The sequence below is a fragment of the Klebsiella sp. PK18 genome, from assembly GCF_057784655.1.
In genome coordinates this window covers 1057363-1076435 of sequence record NZ_CM173493.1, presented here as the reverse complement: position 1 = coordinate 1076435, position 19073 = coordinate 1057363, and the positions used below count along the sequence as shown (strand labels likewise).

17 protein-coding genes are annotated in these 19073 nt (G+C 58.5%); 11 read left to right on the top strand and 6 right to left on the bottom strand.

The features are described from left to right. Window positions 1-158: 158 nt before the first annotated feature. Entirely contained in the window at window positions 159-2231 is a 2073-nt protein-coding gene (gene flhA, locus AC3EMD_RS05320; protein WP_008806189.1) for a formate hydrogenlyase transcriptional activator FlhA, read from the top strand. 53 nt (window positions 2232-2284) lie between these two features. On the opposite strand, the gene AC3EMD_RS05315 is transcribed toward flhA, so the two are convergent. From AC3EMD_RS05315 to AC3EMD_RS05300, 4 genes are all read right to left on the bottom strand, one after another. Further along, entirely contained in the window at window positions 2285-3685 is a 1401-nt protein-coding gene (locus AC3EMD_RS05315) for a glycoside hydrolase family 1 protein (RefSeq protein WP_016161704.1), read from the bottom strand. A 50-nt stretch (window positions 3686-3735) separates the two neighbouring features. Continuing rightward, entirely contained in the window at window positions 3736-5928 is a 2193-nt protein-coding gene (locus AC3EMD_RS05310; RefSeq protein ID WP_302073970.1) for a CBM35 domain-containing protein, read from the bottom strand. 12 nt (window positions 5929-5940) lie between these two features. Further along, window positions 5941-7278, bottom strand: coding sequence for a maltoporin (locus AC3EMD_RS05305; protein ID WP_302073969.1), 1338 nt, complete (start codon window positions 7276-7278; stop codon window positions 5941-5943). Between the two features lie 262 nt (window positions 7279-7540). Further along, window positions 7541-8812, bottom strand: coding sequence for a PTS sugar transporter subunit IIC (locus AC3EMD_RS05300; RefSeq protein WP_302073968.1), 1272 nt, complete (start codon window positions 8810-8812; stop codon window positions 7541-7543). 177 nt (window positions 8813-8989) lie between these two features. Between AC3EMD_RS05300 and AC3EMD_RS05295 the strand changes: the two genes are divergently transcribed. From AC3EMD_RS05295 to AC3EMD_RS05255, 9 genes are all read left to right on the top strand, one after another. Beyond that, on the top strand, window positions 8990-9304 hold the full coding sequence (locus tag AC3EMD_RS05295) for a PTS sugar transporter subunit IIB (protein ID WP_002914979.1): 315 nt from the start codon (window positions 8990-8992) through the stop codon (window positions 9302-9304). Between the two features lie 9 nt (window positions 9305-9313). Continuing rightward, complete coding sequence (locus AC3EMD_RS05290; protein ID WP_004145789.1) at window positions 9314-10636, top strand: PTS cellobiose transporter subunit IIC; 1323 nt, start codon at window positions 9314-9316, stop codon at window positions 10634-10636. Window positions 10637-10659: 23 nt separating this feature from the next. Further along, window positions 10660-10974 (top strand): PTS lactose/cellobiose transporter subunit IIA, encoded by a 315-nt coding sequence (locus AC3EMD_RS05285; protein WP_002914983.1) that lies wholly within the window; start codon window positions 10660-10662, stop codon window positions 10972-10974. Between the two features lie 50 nt (window positions 10975-11024). Then, entirely contained in the window at window positions 11025-11939 is a 915-nt protein-coding gene (locus tag AC3EMD_RS05280; RefSeq protein WP_012540756.1) for an ROK family protein, read from the top strand. 56 nt (window positions 11940-11995) lie between these two features. Continuing rightward, complete coding sequence (locus AC3EMD_RS05275) at window positions 11996-12958, top strand: LacI family DNA-binding transcriptional regulator (RefSeq protein ID WP_087498700.1); 963 nt, start codon at window positions 11996-11998, stop codon at window positions 12956-12958. Window positions 12959-13139: 181 nt separating this feature from the next. Continuing rightward, window positions 13140-14057: a metal ABC transporter substrate-binding protein gene (locus AC3EMD_RS05270; RefSeq protein WP_302073967.1), complete on the top strand. Its 918-nt coding sequence runs from the start codon at window positions 13140-13142 to the stop codon at window positions 14055-14057. Continuing rightward, the gene (locus tag AC3EMD_RS05265; RefSeq protein ID WP_012540754.1) at window positions 14054-14875 is read left to right on the top strand and encodes a manganese/iron ABC transporter ATP-binding protein; all 822 of its coding nucleotides are present in this window, start codon (window positions 14054-14056) and stop codon (window positions 14873-14875) included. Before AC3EMD_RS05270 ends, AC3EMD_RS05265 begins: the two co-directional genes overlap by 4 nt. Next, window positions 14872-15720 carry an iron/manganese ABC transporter permease subunit SitC gene (gene sitC, locus AC3EMD_RS05260; RefSeq protein ID WP_022065493.1) on the top strand — a complete coding sequence of 283 codons (849 nt, stop codon included), beginning with the start codon at window positions 14872-14874 and terminating at the stop codon, window positions 15718-15720. Before AC3EMD_RS05265 ends, sitC begins: the two co-directional genes overlap by 4 nt. Beyond that, window positions 15714-16568 carry a metal ABC transporter permease gene (locus AC3EMD_RS05255; RefSeq protein WP_012540752.1) on the top strand — a complete coding sequence of 285 codons (855 nt, stop codon included), beginning with the start codon at window positions 15714-15716 and terminating at the stop codon, window positions 16566-16568. Before sitC ends, AC3EMD_RS05255 begins: the two co-directional genes overlap by 7 nt. A 59-nt stretch (window positions 16569-16627) precedes the next feature. On the opposite strand, the gene AC3EMD_RS05250 is transcribed toward AC3EMD_RS05255, so the two are convergent. Together AC3EMD_RS05250 and AC3EMD_RS05245 are read right to left on the bottom strand one after the other, a co-directional pair. Then, window positions 16628-16969 (bottom strand): nitrous oxide-stimulated promoter family protein, encoded by a 342-nt coding sequence (locus tag AC3EMD_RS05250; RefSeq protein WP_008806199.1) that lies wholly within the window; start codon window positions 16967-16969, stop codon window positions 16628-16630. Between the two features lie 67 nt (window positions 16970-17036). Continuing rightward, the gene (locus AC3EMD_RS05245; protein ID WP_016161709.1) at window positions 17037-17924 is read right to left on the bottom strand and encodes a LysR family transcriptional regulator; all 888 of its coding nucleotides are present in this window, start codon (window positions 17922-17924) and stop codon (window positions 17037-17039) included. A 186-nt stretch (window positions 17925-18110) separates the two neighbouring features. On the opposite strand from AC3EMD_RS05245, the gene AC3EMD_RS05240 reads away from it, so the two are divergent. Continuing rightward, window positions 18111-19052 (top strand): AEC family transporter, encoded by a 942-nt coding sequence (locus tag AC3EMD_RS05240; RefSeq protein WP_008806201.1) that lies wholly within the window; start codon window positions 18111-18113, stop codon window positions 19050-19052. Window positions 19053-19073: the final 21 nt, after the last annotated feature.

Here is a 19073-nt window from a genome sequence, read left to right as displayed (position 1 = left end):
CTGGCGCCTTATCCGGGCTACAAAACTGCGCGCACGTAGCCCGGCTAAGCGCAGCGCGAGCCGGGGTTAAAGCGGCAATAACCGCTTTATTAACATACTATTATTTGTACCATCATTTTCTTATGCGCCACGTTGTCGGCGCGTTTTGGACGTAAGCAATGTCGTATACACCGATGAGCGATCTCGGCCAGCAGGGGCTGTTCGATATCACCCGGCTTTTATTACAGCAGCCCGATCTGGCCGCGCTGAGCGAAACTCTCACCCGCCTGGTGCAACAGTCAGCGCTCGCCGACGAGGCGGCCATCATCCTGTGGAACGCGGGTAACCACCGCGCGGCCAGGTATGCCTGCGATGAAGCCGGCCACCCGGTGAGCTACGAGGACGAAACCGTGCTCGCCCACGGTCCGGTGCGCCGCTTACTCTCCCGGCCGGATGCTCTGCATTGCGACCACGAGACCTTTGCCGACACCTGGCCGCAGCTTATCCGCAGCGGGCTCTATCGCCCGTTCGGGTACTACTCGCTGCTGCCGCTGGCGGCTGATGGGCGGATCTTCGGCGGCTGTGAATTTCTGCGCCGTGACAACCGGCCGTGGAGCGAGAAAGAGTTCCAGCGGCTGCATACCTTCACGCAGATCGTCGCCGTCGTCACCGAGCAAATTCAGAACCGGGTCAGCAATAACGTCGATTACGATCTGCTGTGCCACGAGCGCGACAACTTTCGCATCCTGGTGGCGATCACCAACGCGGTGCTCTCACGCCTGGATATCGACGAGCTGGTCAGCGAGGTGGCGAAAGAGATCCATCGCTACTTCCGGATCGACGCCATCAGCGTGGTGCTGCGCAGCGACCGCAAAGGGAAGCTCAACATCTATTCCACGCATTATCTTGACGCCAGCCATCCGGTTCACGACCAGAGCGAGGTGGATGAAGCAGGTACCCTCACCGAGCGCGTGTTCAAAAGCAAAGAGATGCTGCTGCTCAACCTGCACGAACATGACACCCTCGCGCCGTATGAGAAAATGCTCTTCGAGATGTGGGGCAATAAGATCCAGACCCTGTGCCTGCTGCCGCTGATGTCCGGCAATACCCTGCTCGGGGTGCTGAAGCTGGCGCAGTGCGACGAACAGGTCTTCACCACCACCAATCTCAAGCTGCTGCGGCAGATCGCCGAGCGGGTATCGATCGCTATCGATAACGCCCTCGCCTACCGCGAAATTCAGCGCCTGAAAGAGCGGCTGGTGGATGAGAACCTCGCCCTCACCGAGCAGCTCAATAATGTCGAGAGCGAATTCGGCGAGATCATCGGCCGCAGCGAGGCGATGAACAATGTGCTCAAACAGGTCGAGATGGTGGCGCACAGCGACAGCACCGTGCTGATCCTCGGCGAAACCGGCACCGGTAAAGAGCTTATCGCCCGCGCCATCCACAACCTCAGCGGGCGTAACGGTCGACGGATGGTGAAGATGAACTGCGCCGCGATGCCCGCCGGGCTGCTGGAGAGCGATCTGTTCGGCCACGAACGCGGCGCGTTCACCGGGGCCAGCGCCCAGCGTATCGGCCGCTTCGAGCTGGCGGACAAAAGCTCCCTGTTCCTTGATGAAGTGGGCGATATGCCGCTGGAGTTGCAACCTAAACTGCTGCGCGTCCTCCAGGAGCAGGAGTTCGAACGTCTGGGGAGCAACAAGCTGATCCAGACCGACGTCCGGCTGATCGCCGCCACCAACCGCGATCTCAAGCAGATGGTTATCGACAGGGAATTCCGCAGCGATCTCTACTATCGGCTCAACGTGTTCCCCATCCACCTGCCGCCGCTGCGCGAACGTCCCGACGATATTCCGCTGCTGGTGAAGGCCTTTACCTTTAAAATCGCCCGCCGCATGGGGCGCAACATCGACAGCATTCCGGCGGAAACCCTGCGCACCCTGACGCGGATGGAGTGGCCGGGCAACGTGCGCGAGCTGGAAAACGTTATCGAACGGGCGGTGTTACTCACCCGCGGCAACGTACTGCAGCTCTCCCTGCCGGAGCGGGAGATCGTGGAAGTTCCTCGAACGCCGGCGGTCCTGCCTGAGGAAGGTGAGGATGAATATCAGCTGATCGTCCGGGTGCTGAAGGAGAGCAACGGCGTGGTGGCCGGGCCGAAAGGCGCCGCCCAGCGGCTGGGGCTCAAGCGCACCACGCTCCTGTCGCGCATGAAGCGGCTGGGTATTAATAAAGACGAACTGGTGTAACCTCGTGCGCTCCCCCTTTCCGCGCCGGTGAGAGGGAGCGCAGGCGCCGCGCGCTATTTATCGCTGGTAAAACCGTTGCTGGTCGCCAGTTCGGCAAACCACAGCGCATTGCGTTTTATCTGTCGCTCGCCGGTCTCCAGATCCAGTCGCCAGAAGCCGTAGCGTCGTTTGAAGGCATTGATCCACGACCAGTTGTCGATAAACGTCCACTGGTGTACGCCAAAGCAGTTCGCGCCGTCGGCAATGGCGCGGTGCAGCTGCACCAGATGCTCCTCCATCAGCTGGATGCGGAAATTATCGTCTATCACCCCGTCCGCCCCGGGCTCTCCCTCTGATTGTCGATCCATCGCGATGCCGATTTCCGCGAGATACCACTTAATGTTGCCGTAGTTATCGCGAATATTGGCGGCAATGTCATAGATCGCCTGCGGCAGGATCTCGTTGTTATCACGATAGGGATTAAAGCGGCCCTGCGGGTTCACCGCGTTTTCGAAATAGTATTCCGGGGTGAAATAATCGAGATCATATTCGCCCTCACGCGCTTTTACCCGCCGCGGCACGTAATAGTTCACCCCAAGAAAATCGATATCCGCGCTGAGGATCAACGCCACGTCGTCTTTGCTGGTCGTCGGCAGGCAGTCGTGGGCGGCGAGGATCTCGCACAGCGCTTTGGGGAATTCATGTTTTACCAGCGGGTCAAGGAAGCTGCGGTTAAAAAACAGGTCGGCATACCCGGCGGCTTTTTTATCCGCGTCGCTGTCAGTGAGGGTATAGCTCGGGGTCAGGTTGAGCACCACGCCGATCTCGCCCGCCAGCGCCAGTTCACGATAAGCCGTTACCGCTTTGGCGTGCGCCAGCATAATGTTAAACGCCACCTGCGCCGCCAGCCGGCCATCTTTCTTACACGGATAGTGGAAGTCGTACAGGTAGCCCCCCTCAACCGGCACAATCGGCTCGTTGAAGGTTATCCAGTATTTAACCTTATGGCCAAACAGGCTAAAGGCGGTGCGGGCAAAGCGGGCAAACAGCTCGGCCACGTGCGCCGATTCAAAGCCGCCGTACTGTTTCTGCAGCGCTTCCGGCATATCAAAGTGGTAGAGATTGATCATCGGCTCAATGCCGTTGGCGATCATCTCATCGAGATAGGCGTGATAAAAACGCACCGCGTCCGGGTCCGGCGCACCGGTTTCCAAATCAGCGATCAGTCGTGACCACTGTATCGAGGTGCGAAACGAGTTGAAGCCGGTCTGTTTCATTAGCGCCACGTCCTGCGGATACTGATGATAAGTATCACATACGGTTTGCGGCCCTACCTGCTGATAAAATCGCTCCGGTTGTTCGGCAAACCAGCTATCCCAGATGGAACGATGGCGCTTATTGGTGACCCCTTCCGTTTGCGGGCCGGACGCCGCCGCCCCCCATAGAAACCCTTGCGGAAACTGATATTGCTGCATAACCTCTCCTTCGAAAAAAGGCTGCGCCCGTCTGGCGCAGCCTGAACGTACTACTCTGCGACCACTTCGATCGATTTAATGAACATATAGCCCCAGTCGCCGGCGAAGCGGCCGAAGTCAATCTGATTAGTCCCCGCGTTAAGCGTCACCGGTATCCGCAACTGCTGGCCCTGCTCATCCGTCTGCGGGAAGGCCACGGCCTGCGGAGCGCCCCCGTTGACGACAAATGAGTTCTGCTTACCGCCCCATTTGCCGTTGAAGGTTACATTGAGCAGGAACTGACCGCTCCACGGCGCCTGCACCTGCCAGCCGATCTTATCCCCCTCGTTGGCAAATGGGCCGAGGAAGCCGTCCTCGCCAACTGTCAGCGCGTCTTTATCACTCTTCATCACCGTCAGCCGACCCTCAGCCACGCCATAAACTTCGCCGTAATAACGACAAAAATCTGCTGGCGCTTTCCCCGTCGCTTCGCCCACCGTCACGGTCACGGTTTTGCTGCTTTTCAGCAGCCCATCGTCCGCCGTGAACGTCAGCGCATAGGTACCTGGCGTCGTAAACCAGGCCCGGGTTTGAGCCCGATCGGCATGGCAGAAATGCACCTGACCATCGCCGGCGTGCTGCCAGCCCACCTTAACCTCTCGCGACGGCAGGCCATCGTCCTGCCAGCTGGCCGTAAGCTCGACGCCCTGGTCCTGCGTGGTGGTTAGGGCCGGTTCCAGCGTGACAACCGGCGGCTGATTCTCCTCGCTATGCTGCACGCTAATCACATTGGAAGGAGCCGAACGACCGCTCTCGTTTTTCGCTGTCACCCGGTAGTAATACGTATGCCCGAGCTGAAGCTGACGATAATCGTCGCGGAACAGAACCATGGTTTCCGGATTCCATTCGTTAACGCCATCGGAGATATCCCGGCCCACCACCGTCCACGGCCCGGTCGGCGAGTCGGCGCGTTCAACATCGTAGCTGCGTCCTACCGCGGCTCCCATCCAGTTGATCGCGAAGGGCGAGGTGGTCTCGCGCAGCAAAGGCGCGTTCGGCTTCGGCAGCGGCGCCATCGTCTGCTGCCCGGCCATCTGCGCCGCGGCCGTGCGCACCAGATCGACCACCGCCTGCTCCTGGTTCGCTTCGCCTTCTTTGGCAAACCCCGGCAGGTGGTAGCTGTAGTGCCCGGTCGACTCCTTATGCCAGTAGAAGCCGCCGTCGTAACGATGGCCGCGGAAGCCCCAGATAAGCCCGCCGGCGGCTTGCGCCCCGTTGACCTCGCTGTGAACGATCGACTGCATAATGGCGTTCAGTTGATCCGCCGGCAGCAGGCCAAACTCGCCGACGAGATAGACTTTTTGCCCGCCGACGGCGCGCAGATCCTGCGTGACCTGCCCGGGATGGTTATTATCGGCATTGGTGTAATAGTGATTGCTGACGATATCCACATTGGGGTCGGTCAGCGCAAAGGAATTGATTTTCTTATAGGTACCATCTACCACCAGCTGATGAGGGGCCCATTTTTTAATCCACGCCGCGGTCTGATGCAGGAAATCGGCGTTGGTATCCTCCAGCTCGTTACCGGTTTCCCAGGCCATGATCGCCTTTTCATCATAATAGGCGCGGCCGGTGACAGTATTTGTCCGGGTGATAACCTGGCGGATCACATCCAGATAGGCTTTGAAGGTCTTGCTATCGGTCCGATAAAAGTCTTCCGCTTTTTCGTGGTAGAACGCCGCCAGCTGCTCACGCCCGCCCCACCACCACCAGTGGTCAATAAACGGCAGGATCAGTCGCAATCCCTGTTTATCCGCTTCGGCAATCATGTTGTCATACACTCGCATGGCTTTCTCATTCAGCCGCGGCATGCCGTCCGCCGTTTCCGGCGCCAGAATATGGGTCTCGCGCCCGCAGGCTTTATCAAATTCCTGCTGCACCGACAGCACGTAGACGCGCTGGGCTTTCGCCCCGGTTTGCACCATCGCCTGGATCCAGTTTTGCTGCTCCTGCGCCGTTGGCCATTTAAAGTATTGTCCCCAGCCGCGCGGGTCTGCTCTGCAGGGGCCGCGGGCGTCGTCTTCAATGCGGTGCAGCTCCGGCGCGTGGATCCCGGCGAAACGAAACACCTTGTCGCCGTCCTTGAGGGTGGCGCCGTCGCGAGTGATAAAGTGCATAAAGTGCGAGCGCTCGGCGGCCAGCGCCCCGCCGGCCCCCAGCGCGGACAGCAGCCCCATCAGCAGCAGGTTTTTCATCGGCTTCATCGTTGTCTCTCCTTAGAACCAGACCTCGGCCTGTACGCCGAAGTTAACGGTGTCGGTAGAGCCACTGCGGGAATACCCGCCGGCGGTGATGGTATTGGTATCCCAGTTGTAGTTGCCGTCCAGCGCATCGGAGACACCTTTATCCCACTTCGCGTAGGTGACGAAGAAGCGCAGCTGCGGGCGTGCCCAGAAACCGGAGTCAAAGGTCAGGGTTGGCGCAACGGTGACTTTGGTCAGGCCGCCTTTGCCTTTGCCGTTTACCCCTTTGTAGTTTTTGTCATCCAGGTATTCGTAGCCCAGCTCGTACTGCATGGCAAAGTTGCGGGTGATCTGATGATAAGGGCGGATACCGGCGACCCACATCGAGCGTCCCCAGCCATGGTCATCTTCCGTCCACCAGCGGTAGTTTTTATCTTTCTGCCAGAAAGCGAAGGTCGAGATCTCCAGGTCGCCCATCGAGGCCACGCTATCCAGCACCACTCGCCAGGACTGAGTGTTTTCCAGATTGGCCCAGCCCCAGCCGTTTTTACCCAGTGAGTCACCCGCCGCCAGCCCTTTCCCGTACTGCAATGCAAGGCGGGAGTAGCCTCCGGTCAGACCATAGAAACCGTCAAAGTTATAAATACCGGTCACGCCATAGCCCTTCTCGGCGGAAGTCGGGTGGTTTTCGTTACGGTTCATATGGTGGCCGATCAGCTCCAGATCGAAGCCTGTCCCCGCGATCTTTTTCAGCCACAGGTTGAGGGAATAGTCATCCGGGTAGCCCTGATCTCCCTTATCCACCGGGTAGGCTTTGGTTTCTTCGGTGGGTGAAAAGGCGTACACCCCGGCGTCGAAGCGGGCGAAGCCGAGATCCATGTTGTCGAAGCCGCCGCCGGTGCCGTTGTACTGAATGTACTCCCAGTCGAACTGATGGCTGGAGGTGTTGGAGCTGCTGTAGCGCTTACCGGCCCAGAAGGTCATCTCCGGCGCAAAATCCAGATTGCTCAGCTCGGCGAACCCTTCGCGAAACTGTACGTCATGGCCATCGTCATCCTGACAGTTCCAGTCGGAGGTGCATTTCGACTGATGAGTGAGGTTGGCCTGCACTTTCGCCACCACGCCGCTGTCCGCCGTCAGCGTCACGGTGGGGATCAGTTCGATCTTGGTGTCTTCTTCGTTGCCCAGTCGCCACTTACCGTCCGGCATCAGGCCGACGGAGTCCGCGCGGTTGCCATCGGAGTTCGCCAGGATCCCGGAGCGGATATAGCCATGCAGCGCAAAATCATACTTCGGATCGGCGCAGGCCAGGCTGCTGGCCCCTGCCAGCGAGAGGAGAGCCAGAGGTATTGAATGTTTCAGCTTTATCATTATTTTTTTCCCACGTTATGTTTGTTAACACGAACCGATAACGGAGGGGAAATTTACGGATCAAAAATGGAAATGTACATCCGTTAATGGAAAGCGCTTTCCATAATTGCCTATCTGGTTCACAAAATTCGCTCCGCGACGAATATATTCGTGAGACTGATCACATAAAATAACAAGAATGCCGCCGGGAGCCGGCAGCAGAGCGGAAGGAGGAGCAGGTGAATGAGTGCCGCCGGGGGATAAGCCGCCGACGGCGAGGGGGTCAGCGTTCGGTTTCCGCGAGCTGGCGTTCGTACACTTTGAAGAAGGGGCGATAGAGCATCCAGGCGTTAAACATCGCGAACAGGCTCATGCACAAATTTTTCCAGCTACCGTTCGCCGACCATGCTGCCCCCAGCGGGGAAGGCATAGACCATGGCAGCATCGCCACCGCGCGGTCGAGGATACCCAGCTGAGTTAAATACCATGCGATACAGGCATTTATCAGCGGAACAAAGAGAAACGGCAGTAAAAAAACCGGGTTCATGATTACCGGAAAACCAAACAGTATTGGCTCGTTGATATTAAACAGCGACGGCAGCAGGCCAATTTTTGCCACGCTTTTCAGCTGCCGCGAGCGGCTGCGCATCGCCATCAGCACCAGCGGCAAAGTGGAGCCAATACCGCCGATCAGCAGGTAAAAATCCCAGAACCCCTGCAGATAAATATGCGGTAGCGTTGGCGAACCCGCCGCCAGCGCCTGCTGATTTTCAAACAGATAGGTCATCCAGAAGGGGTTCATGATCCCGGTGATGATCAGCGCGCCGTGGATACCGATAAACCAGAGTAAGTTACAGATAAATAAAGAGATCAGTACCGCCATCAGCGTGTCGGACGCCAGCACCAGCGGCCGCACCGCTTCGCTGATCAACTCCGGTACGATGCGTCCGGTGGTCTGCAGCAGTATGGCATTCATCACGCTTATCGACAGCATCACCACCAGCAGCGGGATCAGCAGTTGAAAGCCATTGCGGGTCATCAGCGGCACTTCATCAGGCAAGCGAATACACCAGCCTTTTTTGTAGAAAAAGCGAATTATCTCAATGGAATAGGTGCTGGATATCAGGGCGGTAAATATCCCCATACCGCCGAGATAAACATTGCTCACCGCAGTCTCGCGAAAGCCGATAAACAGCAGAAAAGCCAGACACCCGGTTAAACCGCAGAGCCGTTCCGGCAGACGGTACTGCTTGGCGAGACTGGCGCTGGCGCCGAAGGCGACAATCAGCGCCACCAGGCCAATGGTTAGCTGAAAGGTCGGCAGCAGGATAGGCCGCAGTAGCAAATAGACCTGGCCGAAACGCGAGGCGCCGTCGATGGAAACGGGCGGAAACAAAATGGGCACCAACAGGCTGCCAACAATCACAAAGGGCATCCCCAGCGCAAAGCTATCGCGCATCGCCGTAATGTGGTTGTTGCGCGTCAGAACATTCGCCAGCGGCGCCAGCCGCTGCTCGATGATGTCCACGGCCACATTCATTAACTGAATGTTCATACTCCTACCTTTGCGAATGGTTGTCTCGCCGGGATGATCGCCCACAACACCGGAAAGTGAAAGCCTGCCATAGGTGATCATGGTCACAATTAATAAATCCACAAACGGAAAGCGCTTTCCGTAATGCATCCATTTTGACTATAGTCCGCTCATCCAACCTCATCAGGAGCGGTACTTATGAAAAAAATAATGTTGTGTTGTTCGGCAGGCATGTCCACCAGCCTGCTGATGAAAAAAATGATTGCCGAAGCCGAACAGCGGGGCCTGCCGGTAGAGATCAATGCCTATGGCGTAGCGGAGTTCGCCGAACAGGTTGGCCATTATCAGGTGGTGCTGCTGGGGCCGCAGGTGAAATACATGCAGCAGGATCTGCAAAAACAGGCGGATAAATACGGTATCCGCGTCGAACCCATCAATATGATGGACTACGGCATGCAAAAAGGCGCCGCGGTCCTTGATTTCGCCCTTTCCCTCATTGAAAACAAGAACTAAGGAAAGAACATGAGCTCTCTGTACGCTAAACTGATCGATGTGATCGAACGGCAGATCACGCCGCTGGCCGGCGCGATCGGCCAGCAAAAATACGTGACCTCGATCCGCGACGGATTTATTACCGCCCTGCCCTTTATGATCGTCGGCTCGTTTTTGCTGGTGTTTATCTTTCCGCCGTTTTCTCCGGATACGACGTGGGGCTTTGCCCGCGCCTGGCTGCAATTTTCGCTCGATCATCGCGATGCGCTGATGCTGCCGTTCAACTTCAGCATGGGGGTGATGACCCTGTTCATTGCCGTCGGGATCGCCGCCAGCCTCGCCAAGCACCATCACCTGGACTCGCTGACCGCCGGGATGCTGTCGCTGATGTCGTTTCTGCTGGTGGCCGCGCCGCTGAAAGATGGCCAGATCTCTACGGCCTACTTCTCCGGCCAGGGGATCTTCACCGCCATTCTGGTGGCCATCTATTCCACCGAGCTGTACGCCTTCCTCAAGCGGCATAACATCACCATTCGCCTGCCGCCGGAAGTGCCTGCCGGGGTGGCGCGCTCGTTCGAGATCCTGATCCCGGTGCTGGCGATCATTCTGACGCTGCATCCGCTGAACCTGTTTATCGAGGCTCAGCTGGGGATGATCATTCCGGAAGCGATCATGTCGCTGGTCAAACCCCTGGTCGCGGCTTCCGATACGCTGCCGGCCATTCTGTTGTCAGTGCTGGTCTGTCAGGTACTGTGGTTCGCCGGGATCCACGGCGCGCTGATCGTCACCGGGATCATGAACCCGTTCTGGATGGCCAACCTGTCGGTCAATCAGGCGGCCATGGCCGCTGGCACCGCTATCCCGCACATCTATGTCCAGGGCTTCTGGGATCACTATCTGCTGATCGGCGGCGTCGGCTCCACCCTGCCGCTGGCGCTGATGCTGCTGCGCAGCAAGGCCGTGCATCTGCGGACGATTGGCCGGATGGGGGTCGTGCCGGGGGTATTCAATATTAACGAACCGATCCTGTTCGGCGCGCCGATCATCATGAATCCGCTGTTTTTCCTGCCGTTCGTGCTGGTGCCGATGGTCAACGCGACCCTGGCGTACTTTGCGCTGAAGCTGGATCTCGTCAGCCGCGTAGTATCGATGACGCCGTGGACAACGCCGGCGCCCATCGGCGCCTCGTGGGCGGCGAACTGGAGCTTTAGCCCGGTGATCCTGTGCCTCATTTGTATGGCCACCGCCATGGTGATGTACCTGCCATTTCTCAAAGCTTACGAAAAACAGCTGCTGGCCCAGGAGCGTGAAAACGCCGTCGGCCAGGCTGACAACGCGGCGCAAACCGCTTAACGCTAACGATTCAGAGGATAATCATGGAATTAGAAGAACAGGTGATGGGGATCATCATCAACGCCGGCCAGTCACGTAGTCTGTGCTACGAAGCGCTGCACGCCGCTAAAGCGGGTGATTTCGCCACCGCCGACGCCAAAATGCAGGAAGCGGCGCACTATTCCCGCGAAGCTCACCTTGTACAGACCCAGCTTATCGAAGCTGACGAAGGCGAGGGAAAAACCAAAATGACGCTGGTAATGGTCCATGCTCAGGATCACCTGATGACCTCCATTCTGGCGAAAGAGCTGATTGCCGAACTGATTGCGATTTACCGCGCGCAACCACTTCACGCCTAGCGCGTTCCCCGGCCAGGCGCGCTGGCCGGGTCTGATTCCCCGAGGTCACTATGTTACATCTTGGAATAGATATTGGCGGCACCAAAATGGAAGCCGTACTGCTGGACCCGGCGGGCGAATGCGTCCAGCGCCTGCGCCGGCCGACCCACAAAGAGAGCTATGACGCCTTTATGCGTCAGCTGCTGACCCTGATTGCCGATATTCGCGCGGTCAGCCCGCAGCCGTTCACCCTGGGGATCGGCCTGCCCGGAGCTATCGATCCGCAAAGCGGACGCATTAAAAACTGCAACTGCCTGGTGCTCAACGGTCACGATCTGCGCCGGGATATCATGCAGCAGCTTGGCCAGCCGGTGTGGATGGCAAACGATGCCGACTGCTTCACCCTTTCGGAGGCGGTAGATGGCGCCGGCGCCGGGGCCTCCACCGTCTTCGGGGTGATTATCGGTACCGGCTGCGGCGGGGGGATCGCCGTTCATCAACAACTGCTCAGCGGCCCCAACGCTATCGCCGGGGAGTGGGGGCATAATCCGCTGCCGGGCTATACTCCTGAGCGCGATGGTCCGCCGCAGCCCTGCTACTGCGGCAAAACGAACTGCATCGAAAGCTTTCTCTCCGGCACCGGCTTCGCCCGCCGCTATGGGGAACAAGCCCGTGCGGAAGCCATTGTCGCCGCGGCGCAAAACGGCGATCCGCGCGCGCTGGCCCACTGGCGACACTTTATCGATGCCTTTGCCCGTAGCCTGGCATCGGTGATCAATATTCTCGACCCGCAGGTGATTGTGCTGGGCGGCGGTCTGTCCAACGTCAGCCAGATCTATCGCGATCTGCCTGCCGCCATCGTGCCGTGGATCTTCTCCGACACCTGCCGCACGCAGATCAAACCGGCCCGCTTCGGCGACGCCAGCGGCGTGCGCGGCGCGGCCTGGCTGCCCCGTCTGCCCGGCGCCGCGGACGGGCAGCGGTAGACACTTTTTTCAGCAGGTATGTTAAGCTAGGCGAAAATGTTCAGACAGAAAAAGCCATGCCAACGATTGATGATGTTTCAAGATTAGCGAATGTCTCAAGAGCGACGGTTTCCCGCGTGCTGACCGGCACCCGGGGCGTGCGCGAAGAGAGCCGGGAAGCTGTGCTGCGGGCCGTTGAAGAACTCAACTATCGCCCGAGCTTTGCCGCGCAAAACCTCGCCAGTCAGACATCCAGCCACGTTGGTCTGGTGATTTCCGCGCAGGACGAAAGCCACGGCACGCGTCTACTGCCGCTGCTCTCTCAGGCGCTGAAAGGGCTGAATAAAAGCCTGCTGGTCCAGTATGTCAGCGATCCGGTAGAGCAGGCGGCGGCGATCGACGATCTGCAGCGCCAGTGCGTGGCGGTGGTGGTGCTGGGCGCCGTTGCCGCCGACGCGCCGCGCAACGTTATCGCCTTTGACCGCTTCGGCGTCGCCGGGAGCAACAGCCAGGGCTACGACTTCGCCTTCGCCACCGAAAGCGCCTGCCGCTATGTGATTGGCAAGGGACACCGCAACATCGCCCTGCTGGTGGACAGCGATAGCGACGATGCCAGCCGTCAGATGCTGGAAGGCTACCGCAACGTCCTGCAAAACTACTCCATTCCTTTTAACCGCCAGCTGGTGCTGACGGCCAACGATGACGTCGAGCAGGCGCTGCTGACCTTAATTAACAGCTTCAGTAAATACTCAGTCATTATCGTTAAACGCGACCGCTACGCGGCTGAGGCGATGCGTCTGTTACGCGAATTCACCATCGCCGTCCCGCAGGAGGTCTCCCTGTTGAGCCTTGAGGATTCCCCGCTCGCCTCGCTGCTCTACCCGCCGCTGACCTGCATCTCCTGGCCACTGGAGGCGCTGCTGGATAACTGTATTCAGCGTATTCGCAGCCTGATTGACGACCGGCCAACCTTCACCGCCGAGGGCCGCTCGCTGGCTGGCCGCCTGATCCCGCGCCAGTCTGTCGCCGATATCTCTTGATCTTCGCCCGGTTCGCGCCGGGCCAGCCTTATCTCCCCCTTTCTTGTCGCTTTCGTTTCCCGGCTCATTATTACTCACGCATGCAAATAAGAATTATTTTCATTTGTAAATAGCTTGTGCTATATAACATAGCAATGGCTATAAACGCTGGGAAATTAACCACACCATTGCGAGGGATCCTATGCAACACCTGACACTGCTGAAATCATTGCTGCTGGCCAGCGCGCTGGCTCTGCTGGCCGCGACGCCGGCCACCGCGCAGGAGAAATTCAGGGTTATCACTACCTTCACGGTTATCGCCGATATGGCGCAGAACGTGGCCGGCGACGCCGCCGTCGTCAGTTCCATCACCAAACCGGGCGCGGAGATCCACGATTACCAGCCCACGCCAGGCGATATCAAACGCGCGCAGGGGGCGCAGCTGATCCTCAGCAATGGGCTTAATCTCGAACGGTGGTTTGCCCGTTTTTATCAGCACTTACAGGGCGTTCCGGAGGTGGTGGTCAGCAAGGGGATCCAGCCGATGGGCATCAGCGCGAGCCCCTATAGCGGGAAGCCCAATCCCCATGCCTGGATGTCAGCAGATAACGCCTTGATCTATGTCGATAACATTCGCGATGCGCTGGTGAAGTACGATCCGCCTCACGCCGACACCTATCGCCGTAACGCCGAGGCCTACAAAGAGAAGATCCGTCAAACGATGGCGCCGCTGCAGGCCAGACTGGCGCAGCTGCCGGCGGATAAGCGCTGGCTGGTCACCAGCGAGGGAGCCTTCTCCTATCTGGCCCGCGACTATGGTCTGCGCGAACTGTATCTGTGGCCGATCAATGCCGACCAGCAGGGCACCCCGCAACAGGTGCGCAAGGTTATCGACACCATGAAGAAAGAACGCATCCCGACCATCTTCAGCGAAAGCACCATCTCCGATAAACCGGCGCGTCAGGTGGCGCGCGAAGCCGGGGCCCACTACGGCGGCGTGCTGTATGTCGATTCGCTGAGCGCCGCCGACGGCCCGGTGCCGACCTGGCTCGACCTGCTGCGCGTCACCACCGAAACCATCGTCAACGGTATCCAGGACGGGATGAGGAAGCAGCCATGAATGCAGCGCAAGCGGGACTGTATGTCGACCAGCTCACCGTCACCTGGCGCAACGGCCACACTGCCCTGCGCGACGCCTCGTTCAGCGTACCGCGCGGCTCCATTGCCGCACTGGTGGGCGTTAACGGCTCGGGTAAATCCACACTGTTTAAAGCGCTGATGGGCTTTGTGCGCGTCGGCCACGGCGAGATCGCCATACTCGGCCAGCCGGTCAACCGCGCGCTGCGCCAGAACCTGGTCGCCTATGTCCCGCAGTCGGAAGAGGTGGACTGGTCCTTCCCGGTGCTGGTGGAGGATGTGGTGATGATGGGCCGCTACGGCCATATGGGCTGGCTGCGGCGGGCAAAGCCGCGCGATCGCGACATTGTCGATGCCGCGCTGGCCCGCGTAGGCATGAGCGAGTACCGCCATCGGCAAATTGGCGAGCTCTCCGGCGGGCAGAAAAAGCGCGTTTTCCTTGCCCGCGCTATCGCTCAGCAGGGTCAGGTGATCCTGCTGGATGAGCCTTTTACCGGCGTCGATGTGCAGACCGAAGCGCGGATCATCAGCCTGCTGCGCGAGCTCCGCGATGAGGGCTGTACCATGCTGGTCTCCACCCACAACCTCGGGTCAGTGAGCGAATTTTGTGATTACACGGTGATGGTGAAAGGCACCGTGCTGGCCAGCGGCCCGACAGAAACCACCTTCACCGCCGAGAATCTGGAGCGGGCTTTCAGCGGCGTGCTACGCCACGTCGCGCTGACCGGCGGGGAAGCGCAGGTTATCACCGATGACGAGCGGCCGTTTATCAGCCGGCGCGCGGCAGGAGGCCCACGATGAGCTGGCTGCTGGAGCCGTTTGGCTATCACTATATGCTCAATGCGATGTGGGTGTCGGCGCTGGTGGGCGGCGTCTGCGCGTTTCTCTCCTGCTACCTGATGCTGAAGGGCTGGTCGTTGATTGGCGACGCCCTCTCCCACTCGATTGTGCCCGGCGTCGCCGGGGCCTATATGCTCGGCCTGCCTTTCTCGCTCGGCGCGTTTCTCTCCGGCGGCCTGGCGGCGGGCAGCATGATGTTTTTGCAGCAACGCTCGCGGCTGAAAGAGGATGCCATTATCGGCCTGATCTTCTCCTCCTTCTTCGGGATCGGGCTGTTTATGGTGTCGCTGAATCCGACGTCGGTGAATATCCAGACCATTATTCTCGGCAATATTCTGGCCATCGCCCCGGAGGATATTATCCAGCTGGCGGCGATCGGCTTTATCTCGATGGCGATCCTGCTGCTGAAGTGGAAAGATCTGATGGTGACCTTCTTTGATGAAAACCATGCCCGCTCGATTGGCCTGAACACCCGCGGCCTGAAGCTGCTGTTCTTTACCCTGCTGGCCGCCTGCACCGTGGCGGCGCTGCAGACCGTCGGCGCCTTTCTGGTCATCTGCCTGGTGGTGACTCCCGGGGCCACCGCGTGGCTGTTAACCGACCGCTTTCCGCGCCTGCTGGCCATCGCCGTGGCTATCGGCAGTCTGACCAGTTTCTTCGGTGCCTGGCTCAGCTACTATCTCGACGGCGCCACCGGCGGCATTATCGTGGTCGCGCAAACGCTGTTGTTCCTCATCACCTTTATCTTCGCGCCGAAGCACGGCCTGCTGGCCAGCCGCCGCCGCGCCAGGGAGGCCGCATGCTGAACCTGTTCCTGGCCCCGTTCCAGTTTCCTTTTATGGTCAATGCGATAGCGGTATCGATCATCGTGGCCGTGCCCTGCGCGCTACTGTCGGTGTTTCTGGTGCTCAAAGGCTGGGCGCTGATGGGCGACGCCATGAGCCACGCGGTCTTTCCGGGCGTGGTGCTGGCCTACATTATCGGCATCCCCTTCGCCATCGGCGCGTTTATCGCCGGGCTGCTGTGCGCCGTGACGACCGGTTTTCTCGACGATAACAGCCGACTCAAGCGCGATACCATCATGGGGATTGTCTTCTCCGGCATGTTTGGCGCCGGGCTGGTGCTGTATGTAGCGATCCAGTCCGATGTTCATCTCGACCATATCCTGTTCGGCGACATGCTGGGGATATCCCTTCGCGATATTGGACAAACGGCGGCTATCGCGCTGGTGATTGCGCTGATTATCGGTCTCAAATGGCGGGATTTTTTGCTGCACGCCTTTGACCCGACGCAGGCCAAAGCCAGCGGCCTGCGCGGCGGGCTATTGCACTACGGCCTGCTGTGCATGATCGCCCTGACCATCGTCGCGACGCTGCAGTCGGTGGGGATTATTCTGTCGATTTCGCTGCTGATTGCTCCCGGGGCGATCGCGCTCCTGCTGGTGCGGCGCTTTATCCACGCCCTGCTGCTGGCGGTAGCGGTGGCCATCGGCTGCTCGGCGGGAGGGGTGTGGCTGGCGTTTTATCTCGACAGCGCGCCGGCGCCGACTATCGTGGTGCTGTTTTCCGCGCTGTTTGTGGTCGCCTTTGTGGCAAGCACGATCCGCGATAGTCAGAAACAGAGGGCTTCAGCAACCATCCCCGGTGGCGGCTAATGCCTTACCGGGGCCGACTTGTCGCCCGGCTACGCGCCGCGCTGACCAGGGAAAGGCCGCTATTTTTTCGGTCGGTATTTTTCCGGTAGCGCCGGCACCGGGCGCCTGTCGTCCAGCAGATGGCGAATAGTGAGGATCGGGTGGCGCCAGAGCATTCGCGGCCCGGCCCAGCGCATAATCTGCTTCATCTCTTCGCGCTTCGCCGGCTGGTAGCAATGCACCGGACACTGCTTGCAGGCTGGTTTATTCTCGCCAAACACGCACTTATCAAGGCGCTTGTCGGCGTAGGCGTTCAGCGCCTGATAGTGCGCATTATCGGCCAGCGCCCCGGGACAGCGCCGCTGGTAGAGGGCAATCATCCGCTGAATCGTCATCTTTTCCCGTTCGATACGCTTCCCCATCTCCCCGCCTTTCGCCTGTTATTAAGATGCATATATTATACACCTTAACGTTCGTGCCCGACCAGCCTCACTGCTTGAGATGCTGGATCAACTGCAGGGCTGCCCCGGACAGAACCCCGAAATGGCTGTAGGCATAGAAATCGCGGATAAAAACGCTGCCCTCGAGTTCGAACGGACGCAGCAGGCCCAGCGCTTCCTCGTGCCGGTAAACCGGGGCTGGCATCGACGTTAACAGATCGCTCTCGCACAGAAAGGCCTTAATGGCCGAGGAGGACGCGCACTCAATCACTGGCTGCGGACAGGGTAGCTGATGGGCACGAAAGATATCCTCAAGGATGTTCATCGGGGTACTTAACGGCGGCGGCATGATCCACGGATAGTCCAGCATCGCCTCGAGGGATAAGTTCGCCGCCTGATGTAGCGGGTGGTACTGCCTGGCGACGATGCAGATCCGGTCCTGCCAGTTAATTTTACCGCGCACCACGATTTTCTCATCATGCGGTAAGGGGCCGCAGAGGGCGATATCGATGTCGTGCATCAGCAGGAGTTTAAAGAGCTCGGAGTCAATGCGGTCGACGATCCGCAGATGGATCCGGGGATGTCGCTGATGGAAAGCTGCCAGCTTATCGATGAAATGGCTGGTCAGCAGGCTGGAAACACAGCCAATCCGCAGGATACCTTTCCCGGCGCCGCGGATGAGCGCAATCTCCTCGCGGGCCTTTTGTTCGGTATTCAGCATCGTCAGCGCATAGGGTAAAAAGGCGCTGCCATATTCGCTCAACGCCATACCGTGTTTGTGTCTTTCGAATAAGGTCGCGCTCAGGTCCGCTTCCAGGCTCAATAACAGCCGGCTCAGTCCCGACTGAGTGATCCCCATCTTCTCCGCGGCCAGGGTCATATTGCCTTCGTGAGCGACAGTAATAAAAGCCTGAATCTGCTTAAATTTCATTGGCATGATATTTACTCATTGAACAAACGGTTTTTACATTTCCCTTGCGGCCTGTTTTAGCGAATAAATGTCGCTATCAATACGCTCAAAAATAGCTACCGCGCATCAGGAAAAACGGATTTATTAACCTCATTACGCACGGCAAAAACGAATTGCGGACCCGAAGATAATTTATAATGAGAATATATCACCATGACACAGAACAATATTCTATTAATTTCAGGCGCTATATTACCGGTCATCATTACCGTCATCATCGGCTATATTAGCGGTAAACGAAAAGACTTTAACTGGCAGCAGGCAGGAGACATCAATAAAATTGTGATGCTCTATGCATTACCGCTAAGTATTTTCAGCAATATGGTGATGACGCCGCGGCACATCGTCATGACCATGGGCCCGGTTGCGGTGGCCATTATCCTCGCGCTGATTCTGAGCTTCGTCATTCCCTTACTGGTCGCCCGCTATCTGTTCCGACGCGACCTCGCCCTCAGTACGCTGCAGGCGCTGGCCATCGGCTCGCCGGCGGTTCCTTTCATCGGCACCTCGGTGCTGGCCTTTTTATTTGGCACCGTCAGCGCGTCGCTGATCACGGTGTCCAGCATCACGCAAAATGTCTTCCAGCTGCCGCTGGTGATGATTCTGATGTCGGTCGCCACTGGCGATAAAAGCCAGCATATCTCCTTTGGCACACGGGTGATAAACGCCATTAAACAACCTGTGGTCTGGTCACCGGTGATCGCCCTGATCATCGTGCTGGCGGATATCCATATTCCGCAGACTATCTCGATGTCGCTGGGTCTGCTGGGTAAAGCCTCTGGCGGGCTGGCGCTGTTTGCCGCCGGGATCGTGCTCTATACACGCAGCATTGTTATCACCACCGCTACCATTATCACCGTTATCGCCCGCAATATTTTGGTGCCCGGCGCCTGCTATCTCCTGTTATTAAAAATGGGCTTCAGCATGGAGCAAATAAAGGAAGTCGTATTGACGATGGCTATCCCGGTAGGCTCCATCGCGATAATTATTGCCATGCAGTATAAAACCGGCGAGCAGGAAATGGCCTCGACGATGGCGCTGAGTATTATTGCCTCCATCATTACGATGGGCGGATTTATTTTCTTAACCTTTTAATTACCGCGATTACACCGCGTG